The sequence below is a fragment of the Pseudomonas sp. MF08817 genome (assembly GCF_059862705.1).
This window is the reverse complement of sequence record NZ_JCBCUY010000021.1, coordinates 1-23025: the sequence shown is the minus strand read 5'-3', so window position 1 is coordinate 23025 and position 23025 is coordinate 1. Positions and strand designations below refer to the sequence as shown.

General features: G+C 63.7%; 21 protein-coding genes. 9 read left to right on the top strand and 12 right to left on the bottom strand.

Annotated features, from left to right (window positions below; all coding sequences use genetic code 11):
• Positions 1-33 precede the first annotated feature (33 nt).
• From catA to AC19YR_RS14440, 3 genes are all read right to left on the bottom strand, one after another.
• The gene (gene catA, locus AC19YR_RS14450) at positions 34-963 is read right to left on the bottom strand and encodes a catechol 1,2-dioxygenase (RefSeq protein WP_095107752.1); all 930 of its coding nucleotides are present in this window, start codon (positions 961-963) and stop codon (positions 34-36) included.
• A gap of 92 nt (positions 964-1055) precedes the next feature.
• Positions 1056-1346, bottom strand: coding sequence for a muconolactone Delta-isomerase (gene catC, locus AC19YR_RS14445; protein WP_095107751.1), 291 nt, complete (start codon positions 1344-1346; stop codon positions 1056-1058).
• Between the two features lie 12 nt (positions 1347-1358).
• Positions 1359-2507, bottom strand: a complete 1149-nt coding sequence (locus tag AC19YR_RS14440; protein WP_176465071.1) for a muconate cycloisomerase family protein — start codon at positions 2505-2507, stop codon at positions 1359-1361.
• A 136-nt stretch (positions 2508-2643) separates the two neighbouring features.
• On the opposite strand from AC19YR_RS14440, the gene AC19YR_RS14435 reads away from it, so the two are divergent.
• Positions 2644-3519 (top strand): LysR family transcriptional regulator, encoded by an 876-nt coding sequence (locus AC19YR_RS14435; RefSeq protein ID WP_500598965.1) that lies wholly within the window; start codon positions 2644-2646, stop codon positions 3517-3519.
• 402 nt (positions 3520-3921) lie between these two features.
• Positions 3922-5325 (top strand): amino acid permease, encoded by a 1404-nt coding sequence (locus tag AC19YR_RS14430; protein WP_095107748.1) that lies wholly within the window; start codon positions 3922-3924, stop codon positions 5323-5325.
• A gap of 215 nt (positions 5326-5540) precedes the next feature.
• Here the strand turns inward: AC19YR_RS14430 and AC19YR_RS14425 are convergent, their stop codons facing one another.
• Positions 5541-6854: an MFS transporter gene (locus AC19YR_RS14425; RefSeq protein WP_500598963.1), complete on the bottom strand. Its 1314-nt coding sequence runs from the start codon at positions 6852-6854 to the stop codon at positions 5541-5543.
• Between the two features lie 170 nt (positions 6855-7024).
• Between AC19YR_RS14425 and panB the strand changes: the two genes are divergently transcribed.
• Entirely contained in the window at positions 7025-7843 is an 819-nt protein-coding gene (gene panB / locus AC19YR_RS14420) for a 3-methyl-2-oxobutanoate hydroxymethyltransferase (RefSeq protein WP_500598961.1), read from the top strand.
• On the opposite strand, the gene AC19YR_RS14415 is transcribed toward panB, so the two are convergent.
• Together AC19YR_RS14415 and AC19YR_RS14410 are read right to left on the bottom strand one after the other, a co-directional pair.
• Positions 7836-9224: an aminotransferase-like domain-containing protein gene (locus AC19YR_RS14415; protein ID WP_256576520.1), complete on the bottom strand. Its 1389-nt coding sequence runs from the start codon at positions 9222-9224 to the stop codon at positions 7836-7838. The genes panB and AC19YR_RS14415 overlap by 8 nt on opposite strands.
• A gap of 4 nt (positions 9225-9228) precedes the next feature.
• The gene (locus tag AC19YR_RS14410) at positions 9229-9462 is read right to left on the bottom strand and encodes a Pathogenicity locus (protein ID WP_095107744.1); all 234 of its coding nucleotides are present in this window, start codon (positions 9460-9462) and stop codon (positions 9229-9231) included.
• A gap of 140 nt (positions 9463-9602) precedes the next feature.
• On the opposite strand from AC19YR_RS14410, the gene AC19YR_RS14405 reads away from it, so the two are divergent.
• Together AC19YR_RS14405 and AC19YR_RS14400 are read left to right on the top strand one after the other, a co-directional pair.
• Positions 9603-10772, top strand: coding sequence for a hypothetical protein (locus tag AC19YR_RS14405; protein ID WP_500598959.1), 1170 nt, complete (start codon positions 9603-9605; stop codon positions 10770-10772).
• Between the two features lie 171 nt (positions 10773-10943).
• Positions 10944-11459: an SET domain-containing protein gene (locus AC19YR_RS14400; RefSeq protein ID WP_095107742.1), complete on the top strand. Its 516-nt coding sequence runs from the start codon at positions 10944-10946 to the stop codon at positions 11457-11459.
• A 6-nt stretch (positions 11460-11465) separates the two neighbouring features.
• Here the strand turns inward: AC19YR_RS14400 and can are convergent, their stop codons facing one another.
• Positions 11466-12110, bottom strand: coding sequence for a carbonate dehydratase (can, locus tag AC19YR_RS14395; protein WP_500598957.1), 645 nt, complete (start codon positions 12108-12110; stop codon positions 11466-11468).
• A 148-nt stretch (positions 12111-12258) separates the two neighbouring features.
• Between can and AC19YR_RS14390 the strand changes: the two genes are divergently transcribed.
• Positions 12259-12663 carry a serine kinase/phosphatase gene (locus AC19YR_RS14390; RefSeq protein WP_095107740.1) on the top strand — a complete coding sequence of 135 codons (405 nt, stop codon included), beginning with the start codon at positions 12259-12261 and terminating at the stop codon, positions 12661-12663.
• A gap of 180 nt (positions 12664-12843) precedes the next feature.
• Here AC19YR_RS14390 and rimI read toward each other — a convergent pair whose 3' ends face one another.
• Both rimI and AC19YR_RS14380 read right to left on the bottom strand, forming a co-directional pair.
• A complete protein-coding gene (gene rimI, locus AC19YR_RS14385; protein WP_095107739.1) occupies positions 12844-13296 on the bottom strand; it encodes a ribosomal protein S18-alanine N-acetyltransferase in 453 nt (150 codons plus the stop codon).
• On the bottom strand, positions 13289-14068 hold the full coding sequence (locus AC19YR_RS14380) for an energy transducer TonB (RefSeq protein WP_095107738.1): 780 nt from the start codon (positions 14066-14068) through the stop codon (positions 13289-13291). The genes rimI and AC19YR_RS14380 overlap by 8 nt, the downstream gene beginning before the upstream one ends.
• Positions 14069-14247: 179 nt before the next feature.
• On the opposite strand from AC19YR_RS14380, the gene mksB reads away from it, so the two are divergent.
• From mksB to mksF, 3 genes are read left to right on the top strand one after another with little or no spacing between them, the layout of a single operon-like run.
• On the top strand, positions 14248-15525 hold the full coding sequence (gene mksB / locus AC19YR_RS14375) for an Mks condensin complex protein MksB (protein WP_500598955.1): 1278 nt from the start codon (positions 14248-14250) through the stop codon (positions 15523-15525).
• Positions 15515-16222 (top strand): Mks condensin complex protein MksE, encoded by a 708-nt coding sequence (mksE, locus tag AC19YR_RS14370; RefSeq protein ID WP_095107736.1) that lies wholly within the window; start codon positions 15515-15517, stop codon positions 16220-16222. The genes mksB and mksE overlap by 11 nt, the downstream gene beginning before the upstream one ends.
• The gene (gene mksF, locus AC19YR_RS14365; RefSeq protein ID WP_500598953.1) at positions 16219-19059 is read left to right on the top strand and encodes an Mks condensin complex protein MksF; all 2841 of its coding nucleotides are present in this window, start codon (positions 16219-16221) and stop codon (positions 19057-19059) included. The genes mksE and mksF overlap by 4 nt, the downstream gene beginning before the upstream one ends.
• 168 nt (positions 19060-19227) lie before the next feature.
• Here mksF and AC19YR_RS14360 read toward each other — a convergent pair whose 3' ends face one another.
• Genes AC19YR_RS14360 through AC19YR_RS14350 form a run of 3 tightly spaced genes read right to left on the bottom strand, consistent with a single transcriptional unit; the run spans position 19228 to position 22793 of the window.
• Positions 19228-21531 carry a PqiB family protein gene (locus AC19YR_RS14360; RefSeq protein WP_500598951.1) on the bottom strand — a complete coding sequence of 768 codons (2304 nt, stop codon included), beginning with the start codon at positions 21529-21531 and terminating at the stop codon, positions 19228-19230.
• Positions 21524-22147, bottom strand: coding sequence for a paraquat-inducible protein A (locus AC19YR_RS14355; RefSeq protein ID WP_095107733.1), 624 nt, complete (start codon positions 22145-22147; stop codon positions 21524-21526). Before AC19YR_RS14355 ends, AC19YR_RS14360 begins: the two co-directional genes overlap by 8 nt.
• On the bottom strand, positions 22134-22793 hold the full coding sequence (locus AC19YR_RS14350) for a paraquat-inducible protein A (protein WP_500598950.1): 660 nt from the start codon (positions 22791-22793) through the stop codon (positions 22134-22136). Before AC19YR_RS14350 ends, AC19YR_RS14355 begins: the two co-directional genes overlap by 14 nt.
• Between the last annotated feature and the right edge of the window lie 232 nt (positions 22794-23025).

Below are 23025 nucleotides of genomic sequence, written 5' to 3'. Positions count from 1 at the left end.
CGGTTATCTCGCGGCGGGGCACAGGGGCCGGGGTCAGTCTTCCAGGGCGCGCACACGCTCCATGCGTTTTTGCTCCACGGGCGCGGCGGCCGGCTGCAGGGTGAAGTCAAAATCGATCTGCGCGAAACGGCCCTCCACACCCAGCTCACGGGCCTTGGCCTGGTCTTCGCTGAAGCGGATCTCGGCAATCAGCTCATCGCGGGTCGCGTAGGCGAAGTCGTCGTGCAGGTACGGGTCGCCCGACAGGTTGATCTGGGTGGTCAGGTGGCGGTGGCCCGGTGCGGAGATAAAGAAGTGGATGTGCGCCGGGCGCTGGCCGTGGCGGCCCAGTTGATCGAGCAGTTGCTGGGTCGGGCCGCTCGGCGGGCAACCGTAGCCGGACGGCACGATGCTGCGAAAGCGGTAGTTGCCTTGGGCGTCAGTCTCGATGCGCCGGCGCAGGTTGAATTCCGACTGGGTGCCGTCGAAGTAGGAGTAGGTGCCGCCGGTGTTGGCTTGCCATACATCGACAATCGCGCCCGCCAGGGGCTTGCCGTCGGTGTCGCGCACCTGGCCCTGCATGAACAGCACCACGCCTGGGTCCTGGCCGTCGTCCAGCCGCGCTTCGTACTTGGACAGCGGCGCGCCGGCCACGTACAGCGGGCCTTCGATGGTGCGCGGGGTGCCGCCGGATTTACCGGCCTGCTCGTCCTCGGCGTCCATCAGCAGGTCCAGGTAGTGCTCCAGGCCCAGGCCGGCGGCCAGCAGGCCGGCTTCCTGGCTCTGGCCCAGTTCGTTGAAGTAGTTGACCGCTTTCCAGAATTCTTCCGGGGTCACTTGCATGTCTTCGATGATCGCCACCGAGTCCCGCAGAATGCGGTGGATCAGCGCCTTGGCACGCGGGTTGCCGCCGTCGTTGAGGCTGCCGCTGGCTTCTTCGAGAAACTTCTGGGCGTGGGCAGTGTGGGAGATTCTGACTGACATGGTGTTAGGTCCTCATCTTGTAATTATTGGGTGCAGCACGGCATGGAGCCTGATGCGCTGCCCTGTAGGCACCGCGCCTCAGGCAATGGCCCTTAACGGTCGTCTTCGCGAATCGAGGAAGGGTGCCGGCACAGGGCATTGACCTCGATGGCCATGTAGGGATAAAGCGGCAATTGCATCAGGGTGTCATGCAGTTCCTGCACGCTGTCGACATCGAACACGCTGTAGTTGGCGTACAGGCCGGCGATGCGCCACAGGTGGCGCCACTTGCCCTGTTCCATCAGGCGCTGGGCCAGGGCCTTTTCGTCGGCCTTGAGGCGCGCGGCGTGCTCGGGGTTCATGTCGAGCGGCAGGTTCACGGTCATCTTTACGTGGAACAACATGGGGCTCTGTCCTCAGGCGTGGGAAAGGGTCACGGACGACTTGTCGCGGCGGAAGAACGCCAGGCGTTCTTCATCCAGGCTCAGGCCCAGGCCCGGCTCGGTCGAGACGTGCAAATGGAAATCGCGGTAGACCAGCGGCTCGGCCAGGATATCTTCGGTGAGCAGCAGCGGGCCGAACAATTCGGTGTCCCAGGCCAGTTTGTTCAGGGTCAGGAACGCATGGGCCGAGGCCAATGTGCCGATGCCGCCTTCAAGCATGGTGCCGCCGTACAGGCCGATACCCGCCGCTTCGGCAATCGCCGCCGTACGCAATACCGCACGCGGGCCGCCGTTTTTCGCGATCTTGAGGGCGAACACCGAGGCCGCGCCTTCGCGGGCCAGGTTGAAGGCGTCTTCCACGCACTCGATGGATTCGTCGGCCATGATCGGCGCCGGGCTCGACAGGTTGAGGCGGGCCATGCCGGCGCGGTTGTTGCGCGAGATGGGTTGCTCGATCAGGTCGATGCCGTTGCTGCCCAGCACTTGGCAGGCCCGCAGCGCCACGGCTTCGTCCCACGCCTGGTTGACGTCCACCCGCACGCTGGCGCGCTCGCCCAGGGCTTTTTTGATGGCGATGACGTGGGCCAGGTCGTTGTTCACCTCGCCGGCGCCGATCTTCAACTTGAAGATGCGGTGGCGGCGCAGGTCGAGCATTTTTTCGGCTTCGGCGATGTCTTTTTCGGTATTGCCGCTGGCCAGGGTCCAGGCCACCGGCAGCGCGTCACGCACCCGCCCGCCCAGCAGTTCGCTGACCGGCAGGCCCAGGCGCTTGCCCTGGGCGTCGAGCAAGGCGCTTTCAATGCCGGACTTGGCGAAGGTGTTGCCACGGATGCTGCGCTCCAGGCGCAGCATGGCGGCGTTGATGTTGCACGCGTCCTGGCCGACCAGCAGCGGCGCGAAGTGACGGTCGATGTTGGTCTTGATGCTGTCGGGGCTTTCGTTGCCATAGCTCAGGCCACCGATGGTGGTGGACTCGCCGATGCCTTCGATGCCATCGCTGCAACGCAGGCGGATAATCACCAGGGTCTGATGCTGCATGGTGTGCATCGCCAGCTTGTGCGGGCGGATGGTCGGCAGATCGACGATGATCGTCTCGATCGATTCAATGGCGCTTGCGTGCATTTCTATACCCATCAGGTTCTTTACTTGTTTTGCCCGATTCTGCCCGCCATTTTTTTGGGCTGCCAATATAGAATTGGTCTCAATCGATACCTACAGGGTATCGTTCGTCGTCATCACCGAGTTGCGAGGACTGTCCATGGAGCTGCGCCATCTGCGTTACTTCCAGGTGCTGGGGGAAACCCTTAACTTCACCCGCGCCGCCGAACGCCTGCACATCGCCCAACCGCCCCTGAGCCGGCAGATCCAGCAACTGGAAGACGAGTTGGGCGTGGTGCTGCTCGAACGCGGCCGCCCGCTGCGCCTGACCGAGGCCGGGCGCTACTTCTATGAGCACGCCAAGCTGCTGCTGGAACAACTGGGCAAAACCTGTGACGACACCCGGCGCATCGGCCTGGGGCAAAAAACCTGGCTGGGCATCGGCTTCGCGCCCTCAACCCTGTACGGCATGCTCCCGGACCTGATCCGTCGCCTGCGCACCGACGACACCCTGGAGCTGGAACTGGGCCTGTCGGAAATGACCACCTTGCAGCAAGTCCAGGCCCTCAAGGCCGGGCGCATCGACGTGGGGTTCGGGCGGATCCGCATCGACGACCCGGCCATCGTCCAGCAAGTGCTGATCGAAGATCGCCTGGTGGCCGTGCTGCCCACCGGCCACCCGCTGCTGGCCGGGCCGACCACCCTGGCGGAACTGGCCAAACAACCCTTCGTGCTCTACCCCGGCAACCCGCGCCCCAGCTATGCCGACCACGTGATCGCCCTGTTCGACGCCCATGGCCTGGTGGTCAAGGTGTCGCAATGGACCAACGAATTGCAGACCGCCATCGGCCTGGTCGCCGCCGGCATGGGTGTCACCGTGGTGCCCGCCTCCGTCCAGGCCCTGCACCGCGCCGACATCGGTTACACGCCCATCGTGGAAACCACCGCCAACTCACCGATCATCCTCAGCCGCCGGGTCAACGACCCATCGCCGGGGCTGACCCATTGCCTGCAATTGGTGCGGGAGATGCTGTGAGGGGGGATTTGATTGTTGGGTGAACAACACCTGTGGGCGAACCTGGGTGGGAGCGCGCCTGCTGGCGATGGCGATGTGTCAGCTAGCCACTGCAGTGCCAGGTGCGCCGCCATTGCGGGTAAGTCCGCCCTCACGGTAAAAATCCCGACATAACATAGCGATGATTCCCACACACAAAACACCCATTACCTACTATCCGGACTCCCTTCGCCCATTAACCGGATAGACCCCCGCCCCCGCCGGTCCTTCTAATGCACCTACCGATTGGCCCTGGAAGGCGTTCAGCTGTGTTCCGAAAAGTTTACCGAGGGTAATATCTGACCCCTCTGTGAGAGAGGTGTGTCAAACGTGCAGGATTTTTCCGACCACGCCTGAAAAAACAACAAGTAAAAAGGGAATGTAATGGCCGATGACATCGTAAATCCGGTTGGCCTCAAGCGCGGCTTGAAGAACCGGCATATTCAACTGATCGCGCTAGGAGGTGCGATTGGCACCGGGCTGTTCCTCGGCTCGGCGGGCGTACTCAAGTCGGCGGGGCCGTCGATGATCCTCGGCTATGCGATCGCCGGTTTCATCGCGTTCCTCATCATGCGCCAACTGGGTGAAATGATCGTCGAAGAGCCCGTGGCCGGCTCGTTCAGCCACTTCGCCCACAAATACTGGGGCGGCTACGCGGGCTTTTTGTCCGGCTGGAACTACTGGGTGCTCTACGTGCTGGTGGGCATGGCCGAGTTGACCGCTGTAGGCAAGTACATCCAATTCTGGTGGCCGGAAATCCCCACCTGGGTCAGCGCCGTGGTGTTCTTCGTGCTGGTCAACCTCATCAACACCCTGAACGTGAAGTTCTTCGGTGAAACCGAATTCTGGTTCGCCATCATCAAGGTGGTGGCGATTGTCGGCATGATCGTGCTCGGCTGCTACCTGCTGTTCAGCGGCGAGGGCGGCCCGCAAGCCTCGTTCAGCAACCTGTGGAGCCACGGCGGGTTCTTCCCCAATGGCTACAGCGGCCTGCTGATGGCCATGGCGTTCATCATGTTCTCCTTCGGCGGCCTGGAACTGGTGGGCATCACCGCCGCCGAGGCCAGCGAGCCGCGCAAAGTGATCCCCAAGGCCATCAACCAGGTGGTGTACCGGATCCTGATTTTCTACGTCGGTGCCCTCACCGTGCTGCTATCGCTGTACCCCTGGGACCAGTTGCTGCAAACCCTGGGCGCTTCGGGCGACCCATACAGCAGCAGCCCGTTCGTGCAAATCTTCTCCCTGATCGGCAGCGACACCGCGGCGCACATCCTCAACTTCGTGGTCCTGACCGCGGCGCTGTCGGTGTACAACAGCGGCGTGTACTGCAACAGCCGCATGCTGTTTGGCCTGGCCGAACAGGGCGACGCGCCCAAGGCGCTGATGAAGCTCAACAAACAAGGCGTGCCACTGCGGGCCCTGGGCGTCTCGGCGCTGGTAACGCTCTTGTGCGTGGTCATCAACTACGTGGCGCCCCATAACGCCCTGGAGTTGCTGTTCGCCCTGGTGGTCGCGTCCCTGATGATTAACTGGGCGCTGATTAGCCTGACCCACATCAAGTTCCGCAAAGCCATGAAGGAACAAGGCGTGGAAACCGGGTTCAAGACCTTCTGGTTCCCGTTCAGCAACTACCTGTGCCTGGCGTTCATGCTGGGGATTATTGGCGTGATGCTGGCCATCCCGGGCGTGCGCGCCTCGGTGTATGCCATCCCGGTGTGGGTCCTGATTATCTGGGGCTTCTACCTGCTGCGCATGAGCAAGGCCAAGGCCCTTAGCACCGCGCAGTAACGCCTGAGCGCAACATCAAAAGCCCCGGCACTCGCTGAGTGTCGGGGCTTTTTTGTGGGTGGGTGAATCAAGATCAAAAGCCAAACTTCTAGGCGCATGGCTAGCACACGGGCGTGGTTATCACCGCCCTGTGGGGGCTGGCTCCGCCTGCCATGGCGATTTCAAGCCTGCGCCCACAAAAACACCCACGGGCGGTGCTACCGGGCTCGCACGTTTCAGCAGCCCGAAGGCACCGGCTCCTGGCTGGCGCCGGGCAGGCGGGTGCCGAAGTACAGGGCGCTGGCGATACCCACCGCCCCCATCACGGCGCTATAGATCACGCACACCCACGGGCTCCAGGGCATCAGGCCGATCAGCAACAGCGGCGTGGTACTCGCCCACAAGGCATAGGCGATGTTGTAGGTGAAGGAAATGCCCGACACCCGGATGCGCGCCGGGAACAGGCTGACCATCACCGACGGCACCGCCCCCACTACGCCGCAGCCCAGGCCTGCGATGGCGTAGGCCAGGCCCACCCACGGGCTGCCCGCAATCAGGCTGCTGTAGAGCACACCAATCCCCAGCGGCAGCAGCAGGCTGTAGAGCATCACCGTGCGCCAGGCGCCGATGCGGTCGACGATCAGCCCCGCCAGCACGCAGCCGATGTTCAGGAAGACGATACCCAGGGCGCTGAGGGCAAAGGTGTGGCTGGCGCTCATGCCAAAGGTTTTTTGCATCATGGTCGGGGTAATCACCACGAACACCACCACCGCCGACGTCAGCACGCAGGTGAGGATCATCGCCGGCAGGATGGCCAGGCGATGCTCGCGCAGCACGGTGCGCAGGGGCAGTTCGAGGTCGGCTTCGCGGCGTTCCTGCATGGCCATGAACACCGGGGTTTCACTCAGCCAGCGGCGCAGCCACACGCCAATCACGCCGAACACACCGCCCAGCAGGAAGGGGTAGCGCCAGGCGTAGTCGAGGATTTCCGCCGGGCTGAACAGTTGGGCCAGGGCCGTGGCCGTGAGGGCGCCGATCAGGTAGCCGAAAGTCAGCCCGGCCTGGAGGAAGCCCAGGGCATAGCCGCGATGGCCCCGGGGCGCATGCTCGGCGACGAACACCCAGGCGCTGGGCACCTCGCCGCCCACCGCCGCCCCTTGCAGGATGCGCAGCGCCAGCAACAGCAGCGGTGCGAGGTAACCGATCTGGGCGTAGGTGGGCATGATGCCGATCAGCAGGCACGGCAGCGCCATCATCAGGATGCTCAGGCTGAATACCTTCTTGCGCCCCAAGCGGTCGGCAAAGTGCGCCATCAGGATGCCGCCCAGGGGCCGCGCCAGGTAACCGGTGACGAAAATCCCGAAACTTTGCAGCAGGCGCAGCCATTCGGGCATTTCCGGGGGGAAGAACAGCTGGCTCAGGGTCAGGGCGAAAAAGACGAAGATGATGAAATCGTAGATTTCCAACGCGCCGCCCAGGGCGGCCAAGCCCAGGGTCTTGTAGTCGGACCGGGAAAACGGTGCCGGGCGCGGGTCAGGGGTGGCGGTCATGCAAATACACTCGCAAGTGGGGCAAAACGATGGCGCCAATGGTCTACGCAAAAAACCGCCGAAACAACCCAAACACAGCGCTGGGTCGGTTTTTAGCCCCAGGCTGTGCATTGAATCGCGCCGCCGGCGGCCAATAATCGGGCGCTTTCCCACCCCGCAGGAGAGCCGCCATGAGCACTCATTCACGCACCACCCGCCTGACCGTGCCGCAGTTGGTGGCCATGAAAGGCCAGCAGAAAATCGTCTCGCTGACCGCCTACAGCAGTGCATTTGCCCGTTTACTCGACCCCTTCGTCGACTTCATCCTCATCGGCGATTCCACCGCCATGGTCGGCTACGGCCGCGCCAGCACCCTGGACATGAGCCTGGAAGAGATCATCGGCCACACCCGCGCGGTGGTCGCCAGCACCCGCCAGGCCTGCGTGATCGCCGACATGCCGTTCGGCAGTTACCAGGAATCGCCGCAACAGGCCTACCGCAACTGCGCCCAGGTGCTGGCCCGCACCGGGTGCGACGCGCTCAAGCTCGAAGGCGGCCAGGCCCTGGCCGGTACGGTGGAGTTTTTGGTGCAGCGCGGCATTCCGGTGATGGCCCATATCGGCCTGATGCCCCAGTACGTCAACGCCATGGGCGGGTTCAAGGCCCAAGGCCTGAGCGACAGCGGCGCCAGCCTGATCGAGCAGGACGCCCGCGCCCACCTCGACGCCGGGGCGTTCAGCCTGTTGCTGGAGGGAGTGGCCGAAGGCGTGGCGCGGCGCATCAGCGGGTTTTCGCCGATGCCGACGATTGGCATCGGCGCCTCCTCGGCCTGCGACGGCCAGGTGCTGGTCACCGAAGACCTGCTGGGCCTGGGCGGCTCGCGGGTGCCGCGGTTCGTCAAGCAATACGCCGACGTCGGCGCGCTGATAAGCCAGGCCTGCGAAGCGTTCGCCCATGAGGTGCGCAGCGGCCAATTCCCCGAGCCGCGCCATTGCTACGGGGTCAGTTGAGCGCTTCTTGATCCAGGGCGTGGGCCAGGTGTTGCAGGGCCGTGGCGATGTCTTGCTGCCAGTCCAGGGTGAAACTCAGGCGCAGGTGATGGCGCCAATGCCCGGCCTGGCTGAACACCGCCCCCGGCGCGATGACGATGCGCTGCGCCAACAGGCGCTCGAACACCCGGGCCATGTCCACCGGGCGCCGCGCCCGAGCCCAAAGCGTCGCACCACCGGCCGGGGCGAGCCAGTGCAGGCGTTCGCCGGTGTGTTGGCTGAGCATCTGGGCCAGGTGTGCCGCCCGCCCCTGCAATTGCCCGCGCAGTGCCGCGAGGTGGGCGCCCATGCGCCGCGAGCCGAGGAGCCGGGCGATGGCTTTCTGGCGCATCGGTGACAGGCGAAAGGCCCGCGCCAGACATTCGCGCTGCAACGCGGGGGCGAGTTGGCGGCTGAGCAGGTAGCCGAACGGGGCTTCGGCGCCGATGGTTTTGTCCAACGCCGAAAACACCATCAACCGCTCAGGGTCGGCGAAGTCGCGAAACCGCGCCGGTTGTGGCCCGAAGTACAACTGGCCGTAGCTGTCGTTCTCCAGCAACCAAATGCCCCGCGCGCTTAGCCAGGCGCACAGTTGCTGCTTGTCGGCGGCGGGCATGAGGCTGGCGTGGGGGCTGGCGAAGGTGGACGAAAACACCGCCAGGGCCACGGACCGGCGTTGCAGCAGGTGCTCGACCTGCATCAGGTCCACCCGGCCATCGTCGCCCAACGGCAGTTCGACCACCTCCACCCCGGCGCTGTGCAATTGGCGCAGCACGGCCCAAGAACAGGGCGACTCCACCAACGCCACGCGGCCCTTGGCCGCCAGCGCCGCCAGGGCAATCTGCAACACGCTGTGCAGGTCGGCGCCCACATACACCTGCTCGGTTTGCCAGGCCTGGTCGGGCGAACGGGTGTACTGCGCAGCCACTACGGCGCGCAACTGCGCCTCGCCAAACGGTTGGTACAGCGGCGCTGGCGGGCGCGGGTACTGGCGGGTGAGTTCGCGCTCGGTCATCAGCAGCGGGTTTTCCAGGGACAGCAGCATCGCCGGGCTGTCGCTGGACAGCGCCAACATGCCCGGTTGCCGGGCGCTGGCGTAGACCCGGTCGAGCAGGCTGGCGGGCGCGGCGCCGGTGGCCGGCAGTGGCGCTGGCCGGCTGAAGTAACCCAGGCGCGGCCGCGACAGGATACGGCCCTCGTCTTCCAGCAAGGCGTAGGCGTATTTGGTGGTGGACACCGACACCCCGAGGCGCTGGGCCAGTTGCCGCAGCGAGGGCAGGCGCTGCTCATGGCGGTGGCTGGCGATCAGCTCCAAGACGTAGCGATAGACCGCTTGATACGCAAACCCCGCGCCGCCCTTCAACGGCTCAACGCGCCTTGGCCATGGCAATGGCCGCCTGAATCGCCGCCCGCGCCTGGGGGCTGTTCTTCCAGCACGTCGACCCCACCAGGGCCGAAGCATTGGTGACAATCTCCAGGGCATCGGCCTCGGCCAACTGGCCCAACGAGGCAAAGCCCATTTGCTCCAAACGGCTGACCACCGTCGGGCCAACGCCTTTGACGGCCAGCAGGGCAAGGCGTTCTTGATCGGTAAAAGCCATGGTTCAGTCCTTTGATCGATGATGAGCGGACGGCATATTGCCATGATTTGTGGCCATCTTGCCCCCGGTCGTGCAGCGCCCGCCTATTCTTCACGCGCAACACCCGCCCCTCACTCAAAAATGTCGACAAGGAGTCCCCCATGCACAAACTCGCCGCCCTGACGTTGACCCTCGCCACCCTGGGCTTGAGCAGCCATGCCTTGGCCGACGCCGAACTGGCGCTCGGCAGTACCGAGCGGGTCACCCGCCTCTTCGCCTACCCGAACAATTGCGCGGTGATCTGCTACCGCGACTGGACCCTGGCGCAAACGGTGGAGCATTACCTCAGGCAAAGCGTGAAACGCGACGGCTACGACACGGCGATAGTGCGCGTCACCGCCGACAACCAGCAGCTCTACGCCAGCATCACCGGGGTGCCCGCCAGCTACGGCAAGCCCTTGGCGGCCCTGCTGGAGGCCGGCGATCTGGCCTACGAAGGGGCGCGGCGCCTGAATGCCGAGGGCAAGTGGGCCTATGACTGGTATTTCTTCCTGCCCCTGGGCATGGCCCTGGAAAAACGCAAAAGCGTCGAACTGCTGCACTTCCCACCCGATTACTCCCTGACCCGCGCCCAGGACTATCTCGACTCGGCCACCACCGACCGCTGGGCCACGCTGCTCACCGCCAATGGCATCCCGGCCGAGCAAACACCCGCGTTCCAGACCATTGTCGATATCGCCCCGGTGGCCGCACCCTCCAGTGCAGGCAAGGATCTAGAAGGCATTTACGACTATTTCAAGGACTATCAGGCCACGATGGTGCGCGAACTCAGCCGTGGCGAGGGGGATACGGGCCTGCCGATGGTGGCTTTTGGCGCGCCGGTGCGCAATTGGCTCAAACAGCAATACGGGGTCACGGTGACCGTGCTGGGCCTGGCGCAGATCAACCCGGTGGCCGCGGTGAAGGTACCGGTGCTGGGGGCCAATCACCCCAGCTATATCTGGTATGCCGCCGACCCCGAGAACTATGACGGCGACCAGGCCCGCGCCGACGCCGTGGGCCTGAAAACCATGGGCCAGGACCTCAGTGCCGCGTGCTGGCAGGCTGCGATGGGCTCCCAGCCCGGCGCCGACCCCGCCGCGCAACTGCAACGCTGCACCCAAACCTGGCAGGACAGCCAGAAAACCCAGACCTGCGAACTGTTCTATACCTCGATCCGCAAGCTGTCGCCGGCCGACGCCCAAACCCAGTGCGCGACCCCGGCCGTCAGCGTACAACTCCAGCAACTCCAGGCTCCCGCCACCGATGCGGCCGTCACCCCGGCCTTGTGATAACACCTCGCGTCAGCCATGGCTGACGCGATAACTAGCGGATATCTACTGTCAGAAATGACAGTAGACCCTGGTGCTTTTTTGCGCGAGGCTTGGCCAGCACCGACTGCCGCACCAGAGCTGGAGCGCTCTGGATGGCATTGATGCACCCGTGCCGGAACAAGGATCGTTATGAAAATGGACAAGCTCGGCAAAAGCACCCGCGACTGCCTCTATCCTTTTGACGAACTGCAGGTCAGCGATGGCTATCCCTCCAGGCAAGACTTCGCCGTCAGCACGCCCACGGGCGGGCAGATTTCGGGGCTCAGCAGCCTGCAAACAGTTCGGCATATCTGCCGCGTGTGCCGGTTTTCCGGGGTAATGGTGCCGGCCCGCGGCCCCTGGACCCGGCAGATGATGCACGGCGTGCACCTGCACGACCCGTGGTTCACCGGGTTACTGGCGCACTCCTGCGACCCCAATGTGTTTTTGGACATGAGCGAGCTGTGGATGTGGTCGCTCAAGGACATCGCCCGGGGCGACCTGCTGTATATGGACCTGGCCAGCACCGAGGAGCAATTGCCGGCCCAGTTCGCCTGCCAATGCGGCTCGCCCCAGTGCCGTGGCTGGATTACCGGTTACGAAGAGGCCCCCAACGCCCAGGGGCAACTCTTCCTACAACACTGGTACCGGCAGAGCCGTTGTTGACGCTCCCTACGATGCGCCCGCCGGACGCAGCCGATACTGCGGCGGCAATTGCTCGAAACCGCTGATGGTGGCGTTCAGGCTTTTCCAGCGCCCGTCCTTGATCCCGTAGATGCAGCCATGGATCGACAGGCTCTGGCCGCGATGCCAGGCGTTCTGCACGATGCTGGTATGGCCGACGTTGGCCACTTGCTGGATCACGTTCAACTCGCAGAGGCGGTCAACCCGCTCTTCTTCGGTGGGCAATTGGCCCAGCGCTTCGCGGTGTTCGTAGTACAGGTCGCGGATCGAACGCAGCCAACCGTCGATCAGGCCCAATTGGCGATCCTGCATCGAGGCACGCACACCGCCGCAGCCATAGTGGCCGGTGACGAGGATGTGTTTGACCTTGAGCACGTCCACCGCGTACTGGATCACCGACAGGCAATTGAGGTCGGTGTGCAACACCACGTTGGCCACGTTGCGGTGTACGAACAGATCGCCCGGCAGCATGCCGACGATCTCGTTGGCCGGCACCCGCGCGTCGGAACAGCCGATCCACAGGTACTCGGGGGTTTGCTGGCGGGCCAGTTTGGCGAAGAAATCCGGGTCTTCCTGGGTGATCGCGTCGGCCCAGCGCTCGTTGTTATCAATCAGGTCTTGTAGTTCGTTCATGCTGTGAAGCCTCAAGAATGATGCGCAGCTTTGACAGACGAGCGCCGTTCGGCGTCACGTTGGCCAGGCAGATCGTCGCACGCCTGGAAAATCTCTGAATCTTCGGGGGGTGTGCCTGTCCACCGTACACACCCTGGGAGCAATTGCCATGACCGAATCACGACGCCCCTACGGCGCGCCGCAGCCCGAACCCATCGATGACAACGAGGATCGCATGGGCTCGATGAACGAACTGGACTTCGACCGGGACGACAGCGGCGAACACCTCAATGAACTCACCCCCGAAAGCGAACGCCAGCGTGACGCCCCACCACCGCGGCATCATGAAGCCGGAATGACCGGTGCTACCACGCCCGACCACGAACTGACCGACGACGACCTCAGCAGAGAAACCCTGATCCTCGAAGACGGCGCCCGCGACGCCCAGGAAGCCGGCGAAGACAACCCCGCCGATTGGGACCTGAGCATAGTGGACGAAGACGACATCGGCGGCGGCAATGGCTGGGACGAAGCCGAACTGGCCGAGCGCGAACCGGTGGATGGCAACCGCTAGCCAAGCGGTACCTGGGCTGACGCCATCGCGGGCGAGCGGAGCGCTGCCCGGCCCGCACCCACCAAAGCGCAGAGTCTTGTGGAAAACCCTTGTGGGAGCAGGCTTGCCCGCTCCCACAACAAACCCTCTCACAGAAGGTTGTTGAGCCGGCCACAAAGCCCCTGCTCGCGATACTTTCAGTCAGTCAACCAAGGTACAAGCCATCACCACCGCATCCTCGCGCCCGCCCACGGCCGGGTAGTAGTCGCGGCGGCGGCCGATTTCGTTGAAGCCGTAGCGCTCATAGAGGCGAAACGCCGCGCGGTTGCTGTCGCGCAGTTCCAGGAAGCACTCGCGCGCCTTGGCCTTGTAGGCGATGGACATCAGGTGTTCCAGCAGCGCCAGGCCCAGGCCACGGCCCTGGTTTTCCGGTTTGACGGTGATGTTGAGCAGGTGCGCCTCGTCGAGGATGATCTGCACCACCCCGTGGCCGACCTGCTGCTGGCCCTCGAACATCAGCCAGATGTGGTACTTGCCCAGGCCGTCGAGGAAGATCCCCCGGGTCCAGGGGTGGCTGAAGGCGGCGTATTCGATCTTCAGTACAGCGTCCAGGTCCGCCTCGGTCATCGGGCGGAAGGTTACAGCGTCACTCATCGGTGGGTTTCCAGCGCGCCATCAGCCGGCGCATCGCTTGCCAGACATCAGCCTTACGCTGTGGCTCTTCCATTAACAGTTCAAGGCCGGGCAAGGCCCAGGCAACGCCCAGGCCTTCGATCTCAAGTTCGCGGTGGTACGACTGCGCATCGGCCTCGCCGGCAAAACGCACCGCCGGCAGGCCGATCAGCCATAGGCAAGCACAGGCCTCTTCTTCCAGGCGCGCGGCGACGAAGCCCTGGACGAAGTCCCGTGCCGCCTCCGGGCCCTGGTCCATGGTGCCGCGCACCAACAGCGGCCAGCGCACCGGCTCGCCGACGATCTGCGGGCTGTCCGGCAGGCCGGCGGCGCGCAGCATGTCTTTGAGCAGCAGGTAAGCCGGGTCGCGGCTCTGGAAGGGCTCGCCGGTGGGCAGTTCCACCAGCAGCAGGCAACGCCCAGCGCGCAGCAATTGCAGGGCAAAGCGCGGCGGTGGCACCTGGGGTGCGCGGGCCGGGGCGGCGGGCTTGGCCTCCTCCACCGCTTTGCTCGCCGGGCGTGCCACCGCAGGCACAGGCCGGGGCACTTCGACCCGGGGGCGCTCGCTCGGTGGCGTGGGCGTGGGGGTTTCGATCAGGTTCGGCACGTCGGGCGCGGCTTCTTCGCCCAGCAGTTCGGGCATCGCCAGCAGCTCTGGCCGCGACGGCGCGGCAAAGGGCAATTCGGTGCGCGGTAGCCAGTTGACCACCTGCATGGCGCTTAGGTAAGCGCGGCGACGGGACTCGATAAGCAAAGCTCGGCCACTTTTGGATAACGGAAAGTGCGGGGATTCTACCGCCCTTCGCCCAAGATCGCCCGCAGTTGATCGCCACAAAAGCGGCTACTCGTCTCAGCGATTGACCCGCGGCGCTTGCGGACCCGTGCGATGCAGTACAATCGCCGCTTTTAATCGCTAACCAGCCGGCCATTTTGATGATCGAACCCAAGCGCGTCTTGCGCGCCCTCGCTGAACACTGGGCCCTCCTGGAGCCGCTGTGCGAGCACTTCGACCAGGGCACCCTGAGCCTCAACGAATTGCGTTCACAGTTGGCCGCCCAGCAACTGGACAGCACGCCGCAGGACATCACCAGCCTGTTGGACGTGTGGATCCGCCTGGACATCCTGGTGCCCGTGGCCAAGAGCCCGAACCGCTTCGAGCTCAACGCCCAGATCCACGACTTCCTCGCCTACCTGCGCCGCGAGCATCGCCTGGGCCTGTGCCTGGAAATCGAAGCCTACCTGCGCCACCTCGAACGCCTGGCCGGGTACATCCAGGATGCTTTCGACATCCGCGACGGCAATGACCTGGCGCGCCAGTTGCGCCTGCTGGACATGCGCGTGCGCGATGTGCTGAAAAAACTCGCCAACGACGAGCAGGCCCTGGTGGCCGTGGCCGAGCGAGCCAAGACCAGCGACCGGCAGATCCCCCTGCGCCAGCGCTACGCCGAAGTGCTGGCGACCTGGGACGAGTACGTCGAGCCGATGATCCAATTGGTCAACGCCGACGGCGCCTTCGAGCAAGGCGTGCGCAAAGTCGAAAACGTGCTGCTCAAGATGCTCAGCGAGCAACAGCGCCTGGGCCACCTGGTGGACGACGACATGCTGCTGCGCACCCACGCGCGCATCTTGGAAATGCAAACCAGCGCCCAACTGACCCTGCGCCACGCCCGCGAGCTGCTGTTGCCCCTGCGCGAAGAAGCGCGCCGGCACAACGCCGTGACCCGCGGCGCGGCGCTAGCGCTGGCGGCGATCCGGCGCAAAGGCATCGACGCCGTGCCCCAGGCCGCCATGCCGCTGTTCACCCGTCCGCAGAGCACCTTCCTCGGCAGTTCCGGCCAGGTCGAAGCCTACGTCTATGCCCTGGCCCGTTTCGAGCCCAAGCCGGCACGCTTCCCCAAGGCCCACAAGACCCACAAGGGCGAGGCCCCACGGGCACCGCGCACCGTGCGCGAGATGCTCGAGCGCTGCGAAGGCGCCCTGCCGATGCCGGACCTGATGAGTTGGCTGCTGGAACAGGAGCCCGACGGCGCCACCGACGAATTGCTCTACTGGTTCTCGCGCCTGTCGCGGGAAAAACGCTTCAAACGCGAGCGCCTGGAGCGCCGCGACTACCACACCCACGAGCACCAGGTCAGCCTGCGCTCCTTCGCCCTGCTCTCGGCCAGCGACGATACGCCCGAGCATTCTGCGAGCACTCCTCATGCATCTTGATCTTTCCGAACTGTCCCAACTGGCGCCGATCTTTCGCGAGTTGTTCAAGGGCTACCACGTCAGCCGCCGCGACCCGGAGCTGTATGCCCAACTGTCCAATTGCCAGGACCAGTACCGCACCCTGTTCAAGGCCCTGGGCTTTGAGCTGGTGTGCGACACCCGCGGCTTCTACTACTTCGTCCCGGAACTGGCCGCCGCGGCGGTGAACAAAACCGCGCAGCGCCTGGCGCTGTTCACCTTCATCCTCGTCGAGCACCTGGCCGACCAGGGCCGCGACCCGGTGGCCGTGCTCGATGGCGGCAGCCTGGGCCGCGACGAGTTGCCCTCGCTGCTGGACAAGTACCGCGACCTGTTTATCCAGGCCGAAGTGCAGACCCAGGAAGAGCTGGAAGAAAAAATCATGCGGCGCATGACCCAACTGGGCTTTGCCGGCGAAGAAAACGGCGTCTACCGCTTCCTGCCGCCGATGCACCGCTTCCTCGACGTGTGCCTGTCGGTGCAACAAGACCGCGACCTGGCCGCCAGCCTGCACAGCGTGCTGCCGTTGCCGGCGCCGGTGCTGGTCGATGACGACAGCGACGAACACCTGCTGCACACCGACGACCCCCTCGACCTCAGCCCGTTCGGCGCCGCGGACGAAAGCGAAGAAGACGCCCTGGCCCGCGCCATTGCCGAAGAACAGGAGAATGAAGCATGAGCCAGGAACGCTACGGCATCCGCCGCTTTGCCCTGTTGAACACCGCCGGCTACAGCCTGGGCCTGTTCCCCCTGGAAGAGCCGCTGTCGGTCTACGGCGCGAACAACCTGGGCAAGTCCGCCTCGATCAACGCGTTGCAGTTCCCGATCCTGGCGCGCATGTCGGACATGAGCTTCGGCAAGTACAGCCTGGAGCAATCGCGGCGTTTCTACTTCGCCTCCGACACCAGCTACATCCTCGTCGAAGTTGCCCTGCCCCACGGCCCTCACGTCATTGGCGTGGTCGGACGCGGCCCGGGCGGCGGTTTCGGCCACCAGTTCTTCGCCTATGCCGGCAAGCTCGACCTGGCCCATTACCAGAAAGACGACACCTGCCTGCGCCACAAAGAACTGTTCAACAACCTCGAACGCCTGGGCATCAAGGCCTATGACCTCAAGCCCGACGAGCTGCGACGCCTGCTGGTGGGCGGCCACACCTCCATTCCCCTGGACCTGACGCTGATCCCGCTGCGTTCGACCAGCGAACAGAGCCTGAAAACCTTCCGCGCCCTGTTCATCAACCTGCTGCACATGCGCGAAATCACCGCGGCCAAGCTCAAGCAATTGTTCCTCGATGCCTTCGAGCACAGCCTGCGCTCCGGCAGCGTCGACTACATCGCCGCCTGCGAAGAGGCGTTCCGCGACGTGCGGCGCATGGAGCAGGACTACAACTCGATGGTCGCCGCCGGGCCACTGGTCGAGGCGCTGGCCGCCGGGGTCAGGCAGCGCGATGTGCTGCGTGGCAAGTTGCATCGCCTGTCACCGCTGCTCGACTCCCTGCTGGGCACCTGGTCGGACTACGCCGGTGCACGCAAGGAAGAGCTGCTGATCCAGTCCGAGCATTACCGCAACGAGCAAGACGCCCTGCAAAACGACCAGCGCGGCGGCACCCAAGAGCTGATGCGCCTGGAGCGGGAAATCAGCGGCATCCAGCGCTGGCTCGGCGAACTGGCGGTGCTCAAGCATCGCTTCGCCCTGGTGGACGACGTGAAAGTGCTGGAGCAGCAACTGCTGGCCGCCAAGGACGCCCACGACGAATTGGCTGGTGCCCTGGCGCAGTCGCGCCAGTTCAGCGCCGAAGACCTCGAAGAACGCCTGCGGGACCTGGAAAAACGCCTCAAGTCGGTCAAGCAGCAACTCGACCACGCCGATAACAACAGCTACGCGCGCCTGCGTGAAGAGTTCTCCCAGCAGGACGTGGAACGCCTGATGCGCCTGTTCAACAGCGCACTGTTCAGCCTGCCCCTGGGCGAGCACGGCATTGCCCTGGACGAGGACGGCCAGTGGGTCAAATCCCTGGAAGTGATCCTCGACGGCTTCAAGGGCGAACGCTTTGAGGTGCCAGGGTTAGCCATCGACTTGACGCACATCGAGCCGCCGGCCCTGCAAGCCCTGGCCGACCGCGCCGCGCTGCGCGACCAGAAGGATCGCCTGGACAAAGAACTCAAGCAGCTCAAGACCCAAGCCGCCGTGGCCGCCGACCGCGCCGCGAGCAAGACCCAGACCGAGGCCCTGTACCAGCAGGTGCTGGACGCGCAAAAAGCCTTGGAAGACTTCCGCCGCGCCCAGACCTTGAGCGCTGAAGAAGACGAGAAACTGGAAAACCTCGCGCAGATGGAAGCCGCCCAGGACGAGTTGAAGCGTTCCAGCGACGCCTTCACCGAGCGGGTCCAGCAACTGTCGGCCAAGCTGCAATTGGTCGGCCGCCAGATCGGCGACATGGAAGCCAAGCAGCGCACCCTCGACGACGCTTTGCGCCGCCGCCAGTTGCTGCCCGCCGACCTGCCGTTCGGCACGCCGTTCATGGACCCGGTCGACGACTCCATGGACAACCTGCTGCCGTTACTCAATGACTATCAGGACAGCTGGCAAGGGCTGCTGCGCGCCGATGGCCAGATCGAGGCGCTGTATGCCCAGGTGCGCCTCAAGGGCGTGGCCAAGTTCGACAGCGAAGACGACATGGAGCGGCGCCTGCAACTGCTCATCAACGCCTACGCGCACCGCACCGACGAAGCCCTGACCCTGGGCAAGGCGCGCCGCGCGGCGGTCACGGACATCGCCCGGACCCTGCGCAACATCCGCAGCGACTACGACAGCCTCGAACACCAGTTGGCGCTGTTCAACCGCGAGATCAACAAACGCCAGGTATCCAACCTGCAAAGCTTTCGCATCGTGCTGGCGCCGAACAAGGAAGCCCTCAAGCACATCGACCAGATCATCCACAGCGCCGGCCAGTACGAGGAAGGCGAGACGCTTTCGGTGTTCGACCTCAGCCAAAGCGCCGACCAGGACAGCAAGAACGAAGAGGCCAAGGAATACCTGGCGCGCCTGGTGGCGGCGAACCACAACCAGTTGGGGCTAAAGGATTTGTTCGAGCTGGCGTTCGAGATCACCAAGATCAACGGCCAACCGGTGATCCACACCGACATCGACGGCGCGGCGTCCAACGGCACCACCATGACCATCAAAGCGCTGACCAACATGTACCTGTTGCTGCACTTGATGGACCGCGACCAGGCCGGGCGCGTGCGCTTGCCGTACTACCTGGACGAAGCGGCGGACATCGACGAGAAGAACCAGGCCGCGCTACTGGAAACCAGTCTGCAACTGGGCTTCGTGCCGATCCTGGCCAGCGTCAAGCCGCAGGTCTGCGCCCACGTGGCCATCGACCTGGAAGGCGGCAGCGGGCCCAATGGCATCTACATCGACGAGTCGGACTGGAAGTTCATTCGCCGCCATGACGAAGTAAAGGCGTTGCAGCCTGTCGAGACGCTGGCGCCGGAGTTGGACGAGGTCTGATCGACCACGCTGAAACGCAAAAAGCCGCGACCCATTGGGATCGCGGCTTTTTTGTGGGTTCGCGTTTGTGAGGGCGCCATCGCGGGCAGGCCCGCTCCCACATTTGGCCTGCAAATACACTCAAGCGTGGGAGCGGGCCCGCCCGCGATGAACGATAACGCGGTCCCTTTATTTACCCAGCGCAATTTTCGGCGCCCACAGCAGCCACTCGTCCTCGAACTTGTCGAACAACGGGAATGTCTGCTGGGCCAGCGCTGGGTTGCCCATGCGCTCGCCGTCCGGGGTGGCGAAAGCAATGCCACCCTGGATCAGGGTTTCCAGGGACTCGGTGCGCACCGTCGCCCCCTTGAACAGGCTGAAGTCCACGCCAAAGCCACTGCTGTTCCAAAACCGGCTACCACCACGCACCAGTGGCGCGTACTTGGGCTCGATCAGGATGTGGATCAACACCCGATCAGCGGTCTGGCCCAACTCGTACCCCGTGACCTTGCCCACCGTGATCTCACGGTAAGTGACCGGCACACCCACCTTGAGCGAGCCACGCCGCGCCGCGCTCAGCACCAGGCTCAGGCCTGGCTCGGCAACGGCGACCTGCGGCGGCTGGACTAAGGCAACGAAAGCTTTCTGTGGCCCGAGGTCTTTGACTGCCGGTTGCACCTCCAGGTAGCGCCCAGTGACCAGGGTTTCCAGGTTCGCGGTCTTCATCAGGCCCAGCTCGGGCTTGACCACCCAGAACTGGCTGCCGACCCGGGCGATGCGTTCCGGTACTTCGGTGATGCGCGCGGTGAGCAGCACCGATTGCAGGTCGTCGCTCAAATCAACGTCTTCGACCTTGCCCACATCCAGGCCCTTAAAGCGGATCGGTGTGCCGCTGCTCAAGCCATCGGCGCGCTCGACCCGGATGGTGACCACAGTGCCCTTCTGCATGGCCTCTTCGTGGTTGGCGTAAAGGCGGAAACGCGGGATGCGCTTGGTCAGCGGCACCTTGGCCTCTGGGGTCTCGAAGGCAATGCCACCGGCCATCAGGCTTTGCAGCGATTCACTCTTGACCTGGATACCGGCAGTCAGGCCGCCGGAAAGGGTGATGCCACTGGCATTCCAGAACCGGGTCGAGCCGTTGACCAGGCCTTCGTACTCTTTCTCGATGTGCACGCCGATAATCAGTTGCTTGCGGGTGCGGGAGAACTGGTAGCTCTGCACCGAACCGACCTTGACCTGCTTGTACAGAATCGGGCTGCCGACCTCCAAGGAGCCGAGGCTGTCGGTGAACAGCACCAGGTGCAGGCCGGGGGCACGCAGGTCCAGGGGCGGCGCCTTGGCCCGCGCCTCGAACTCGCGTTGTGGCGCGGCGCCCTTGTCACCCGGGCGAATGGCGATGTAGTTGCCTTTGACCAGGGCTTCCAAACCCGTGATGCCGGCCAGGGAGATGGAAGGTTTGACCACCCAGAACTGGGTGCCGTCCACCAGGTAGTCTTCGGCGAGCGGGTCGAGGGTCAGGTCGGCGCTGGCGCTGGACAGGTCCGGGTCAACCTTGAGGGCCTTGAGGCTGCCGACCTGGATGCCCTTGTACATGACCGGCGTGCGCCCGGCCTGCAGGCCCTCGAAATCGCTGAGTTTGACCTTCACGCGGATACCCGCGGCGGCTGCGTCGAAGTCTTCATACAGACGGAACGGCAGGCTCGGGTCGGTCGGCGGGCTGTCCTTGCGGTTCTCCGGCGTGGCGAAGGCAATGCCGCCGGCAACGATGCTCGACAACGACTCACTGCGCACCTTCACCCCAGACAGGTTGGCGTCGATGCTGATGCCACTGGCATTCCAGAAACGCGTGTGTTTGCGCACCAGTTTGGCGTAGGTCGGTTCAATGTAGACCTTGACCTCGACAGTATTCTGATCCTCCGAGAGTAGGTAGCTTTTCACCTCGCCGACCTGGATCTGCTTATAGAACACCGGGCTGCCGCGATTGAGCGAGCCCAGGCGTTCGGCCTTGACGGTCAGGTGCAGCCCGGGCTTGGAATCGGATAGCGGCGGCTCTTCGCCCAGGGCCTTGAACTTGCGCGTCGACTCGCCTTCACCGGGGCTGACCGCGATGTAGTTGCCCGAGACCAAGGTTTCCAGACCGGTGATACCGGCCAGCGACACGCTCGGTTTGACCAGCCAGAAACGGGTACCGGTGCGCAGGTATTGTTCGACGTCCTTGTTCATCTCAACGGTAGCGATCACCCCTTTGCTCTTGCCCTGGTCGTCCAGGGCGAGGGTCTTGACCTTACCCACGGACATGCCTTTGTAGACCACTTCCGTCTTGTTAACTTGAATACCCTCGCCGCTTTCAAAGCGGACCTGGATCGAAATACCGGTGTCGTTGTAGGCACGCCAACCCAGCCAGCCACCGATCACCAGGGCGATCAGGGGCAGCACCCAAATGGCCGACCAATTGGACGCGGGGCGGGTTTTAGCGGTAGGCAAATCAGTCATGGTCGTCGTCCGACTCCGTGTTATCCCAAATCAGTCGGGGATCGAAAGTTACTGCGGCAAGCATCGTCAAAATCACCACACTGGAAAAAGCCGCCGCACCGAGATTGGCCTCAATGCTGGCCAGCCGGCCAAAGTTCACCAACGCCACCAAGATGGCGATCACAAAGATATCGAGCATCGACCAGCGGCCGATGAACTCGATGAAGCGGTACATGATGATGCGCTGGCGAGCCGAAAGCGGCTGGTGCCGTTGCACCGAGAACAACAACAGGGCGATGCCCACCAACTTAAATGTGGGCACCAGGATACTGGCGATAAATACCACGGCCGCGATGGGCAACATGCCGTGCTGAACCAATTGGATCACCCCGGACATGATGGTGCTCGGTTCGCCCTTGCCCAATGAGCTGACCGTCATAATGGGCAGCAAGTTAGCCGGGATGTAGAGGATGGCGGCCGTCACCAATAAGGCCCAGGTGCGCATCAGGCTGTTGGGGCGGCGTGCGTGAACCAGCGCACCGCAGCGGGTGCAGGTTTGCTCGTCGGTGTCCGGCACCTGCCGGTTCAACTCGTGGCATTCCATACAAATCAGAATGCCTGCATCAATCGCCCGCATGAATATCCTCCCCCGACAATGCCTGCCAGATCTGGTGCGGCGACATCACCATTTCCAACCGAACTTGAACCAACAGCAAGCTGATAAAGCACACCAGGCCTAGGCCCACGGTGATGGCCGCCATATCCGCCAACTTGACGATGGCCACCAGTACGCCCATCAGGTAGACCTCGAGCATCCCCCAATCGCGCATATGGTGATAAAAGCGGTAGAGCAATAGGCCGTAACTGCGGCCGACGTTCCAGCGGATACTCAGCAGCACCGCCAACTGGCACAGCAGCTTGAGTAGCGGAATGCCCATGCTGCACAAAAACACCACGACTGCGACGCCTTGCATGCCGGTGTTGAACAAACCGAGCACGCCAGACCACACGGTATCTTCAGACGATTGCCCCAACAGATTGAGCTGCATGATGGGCAGAAAGTTCGCCGGGATGTACAGCAACAACGCCGCAATGACCAGAGCCAGGCTGCGTTCGACGACATTGTGCCGGTGGGCGTACAACTCATAGCCACAACGCGGGCACTGCGCTTTCTCGCCATGGGCTAGGTGCGGTTTGCGCATCAGCAGGTCGCACTCATGGCAGGCCACCAGGTCATCCAGCGGTAAGTCTGATACCTGCTGGGCGTGAACTGGATCAGACATAAAAGACTCTGGTCTCGGAAGGAAAAAGAGGGGAGCTATTCTAGTGCTCTGTCTTGAAAATAACTGTGCAAAATTGTCCGCAATAGATCGCCATAACAATGAGCACTTTTCCATCGCGCAAAACAAAACCCCATCTGCTTTCGCAAATGGGGTTTCGGAATTTAATCTTGACGATGACCTACTCTCACATGGGGAAACCCCACACTACCATCGGCGATGCATCGTTTCACTG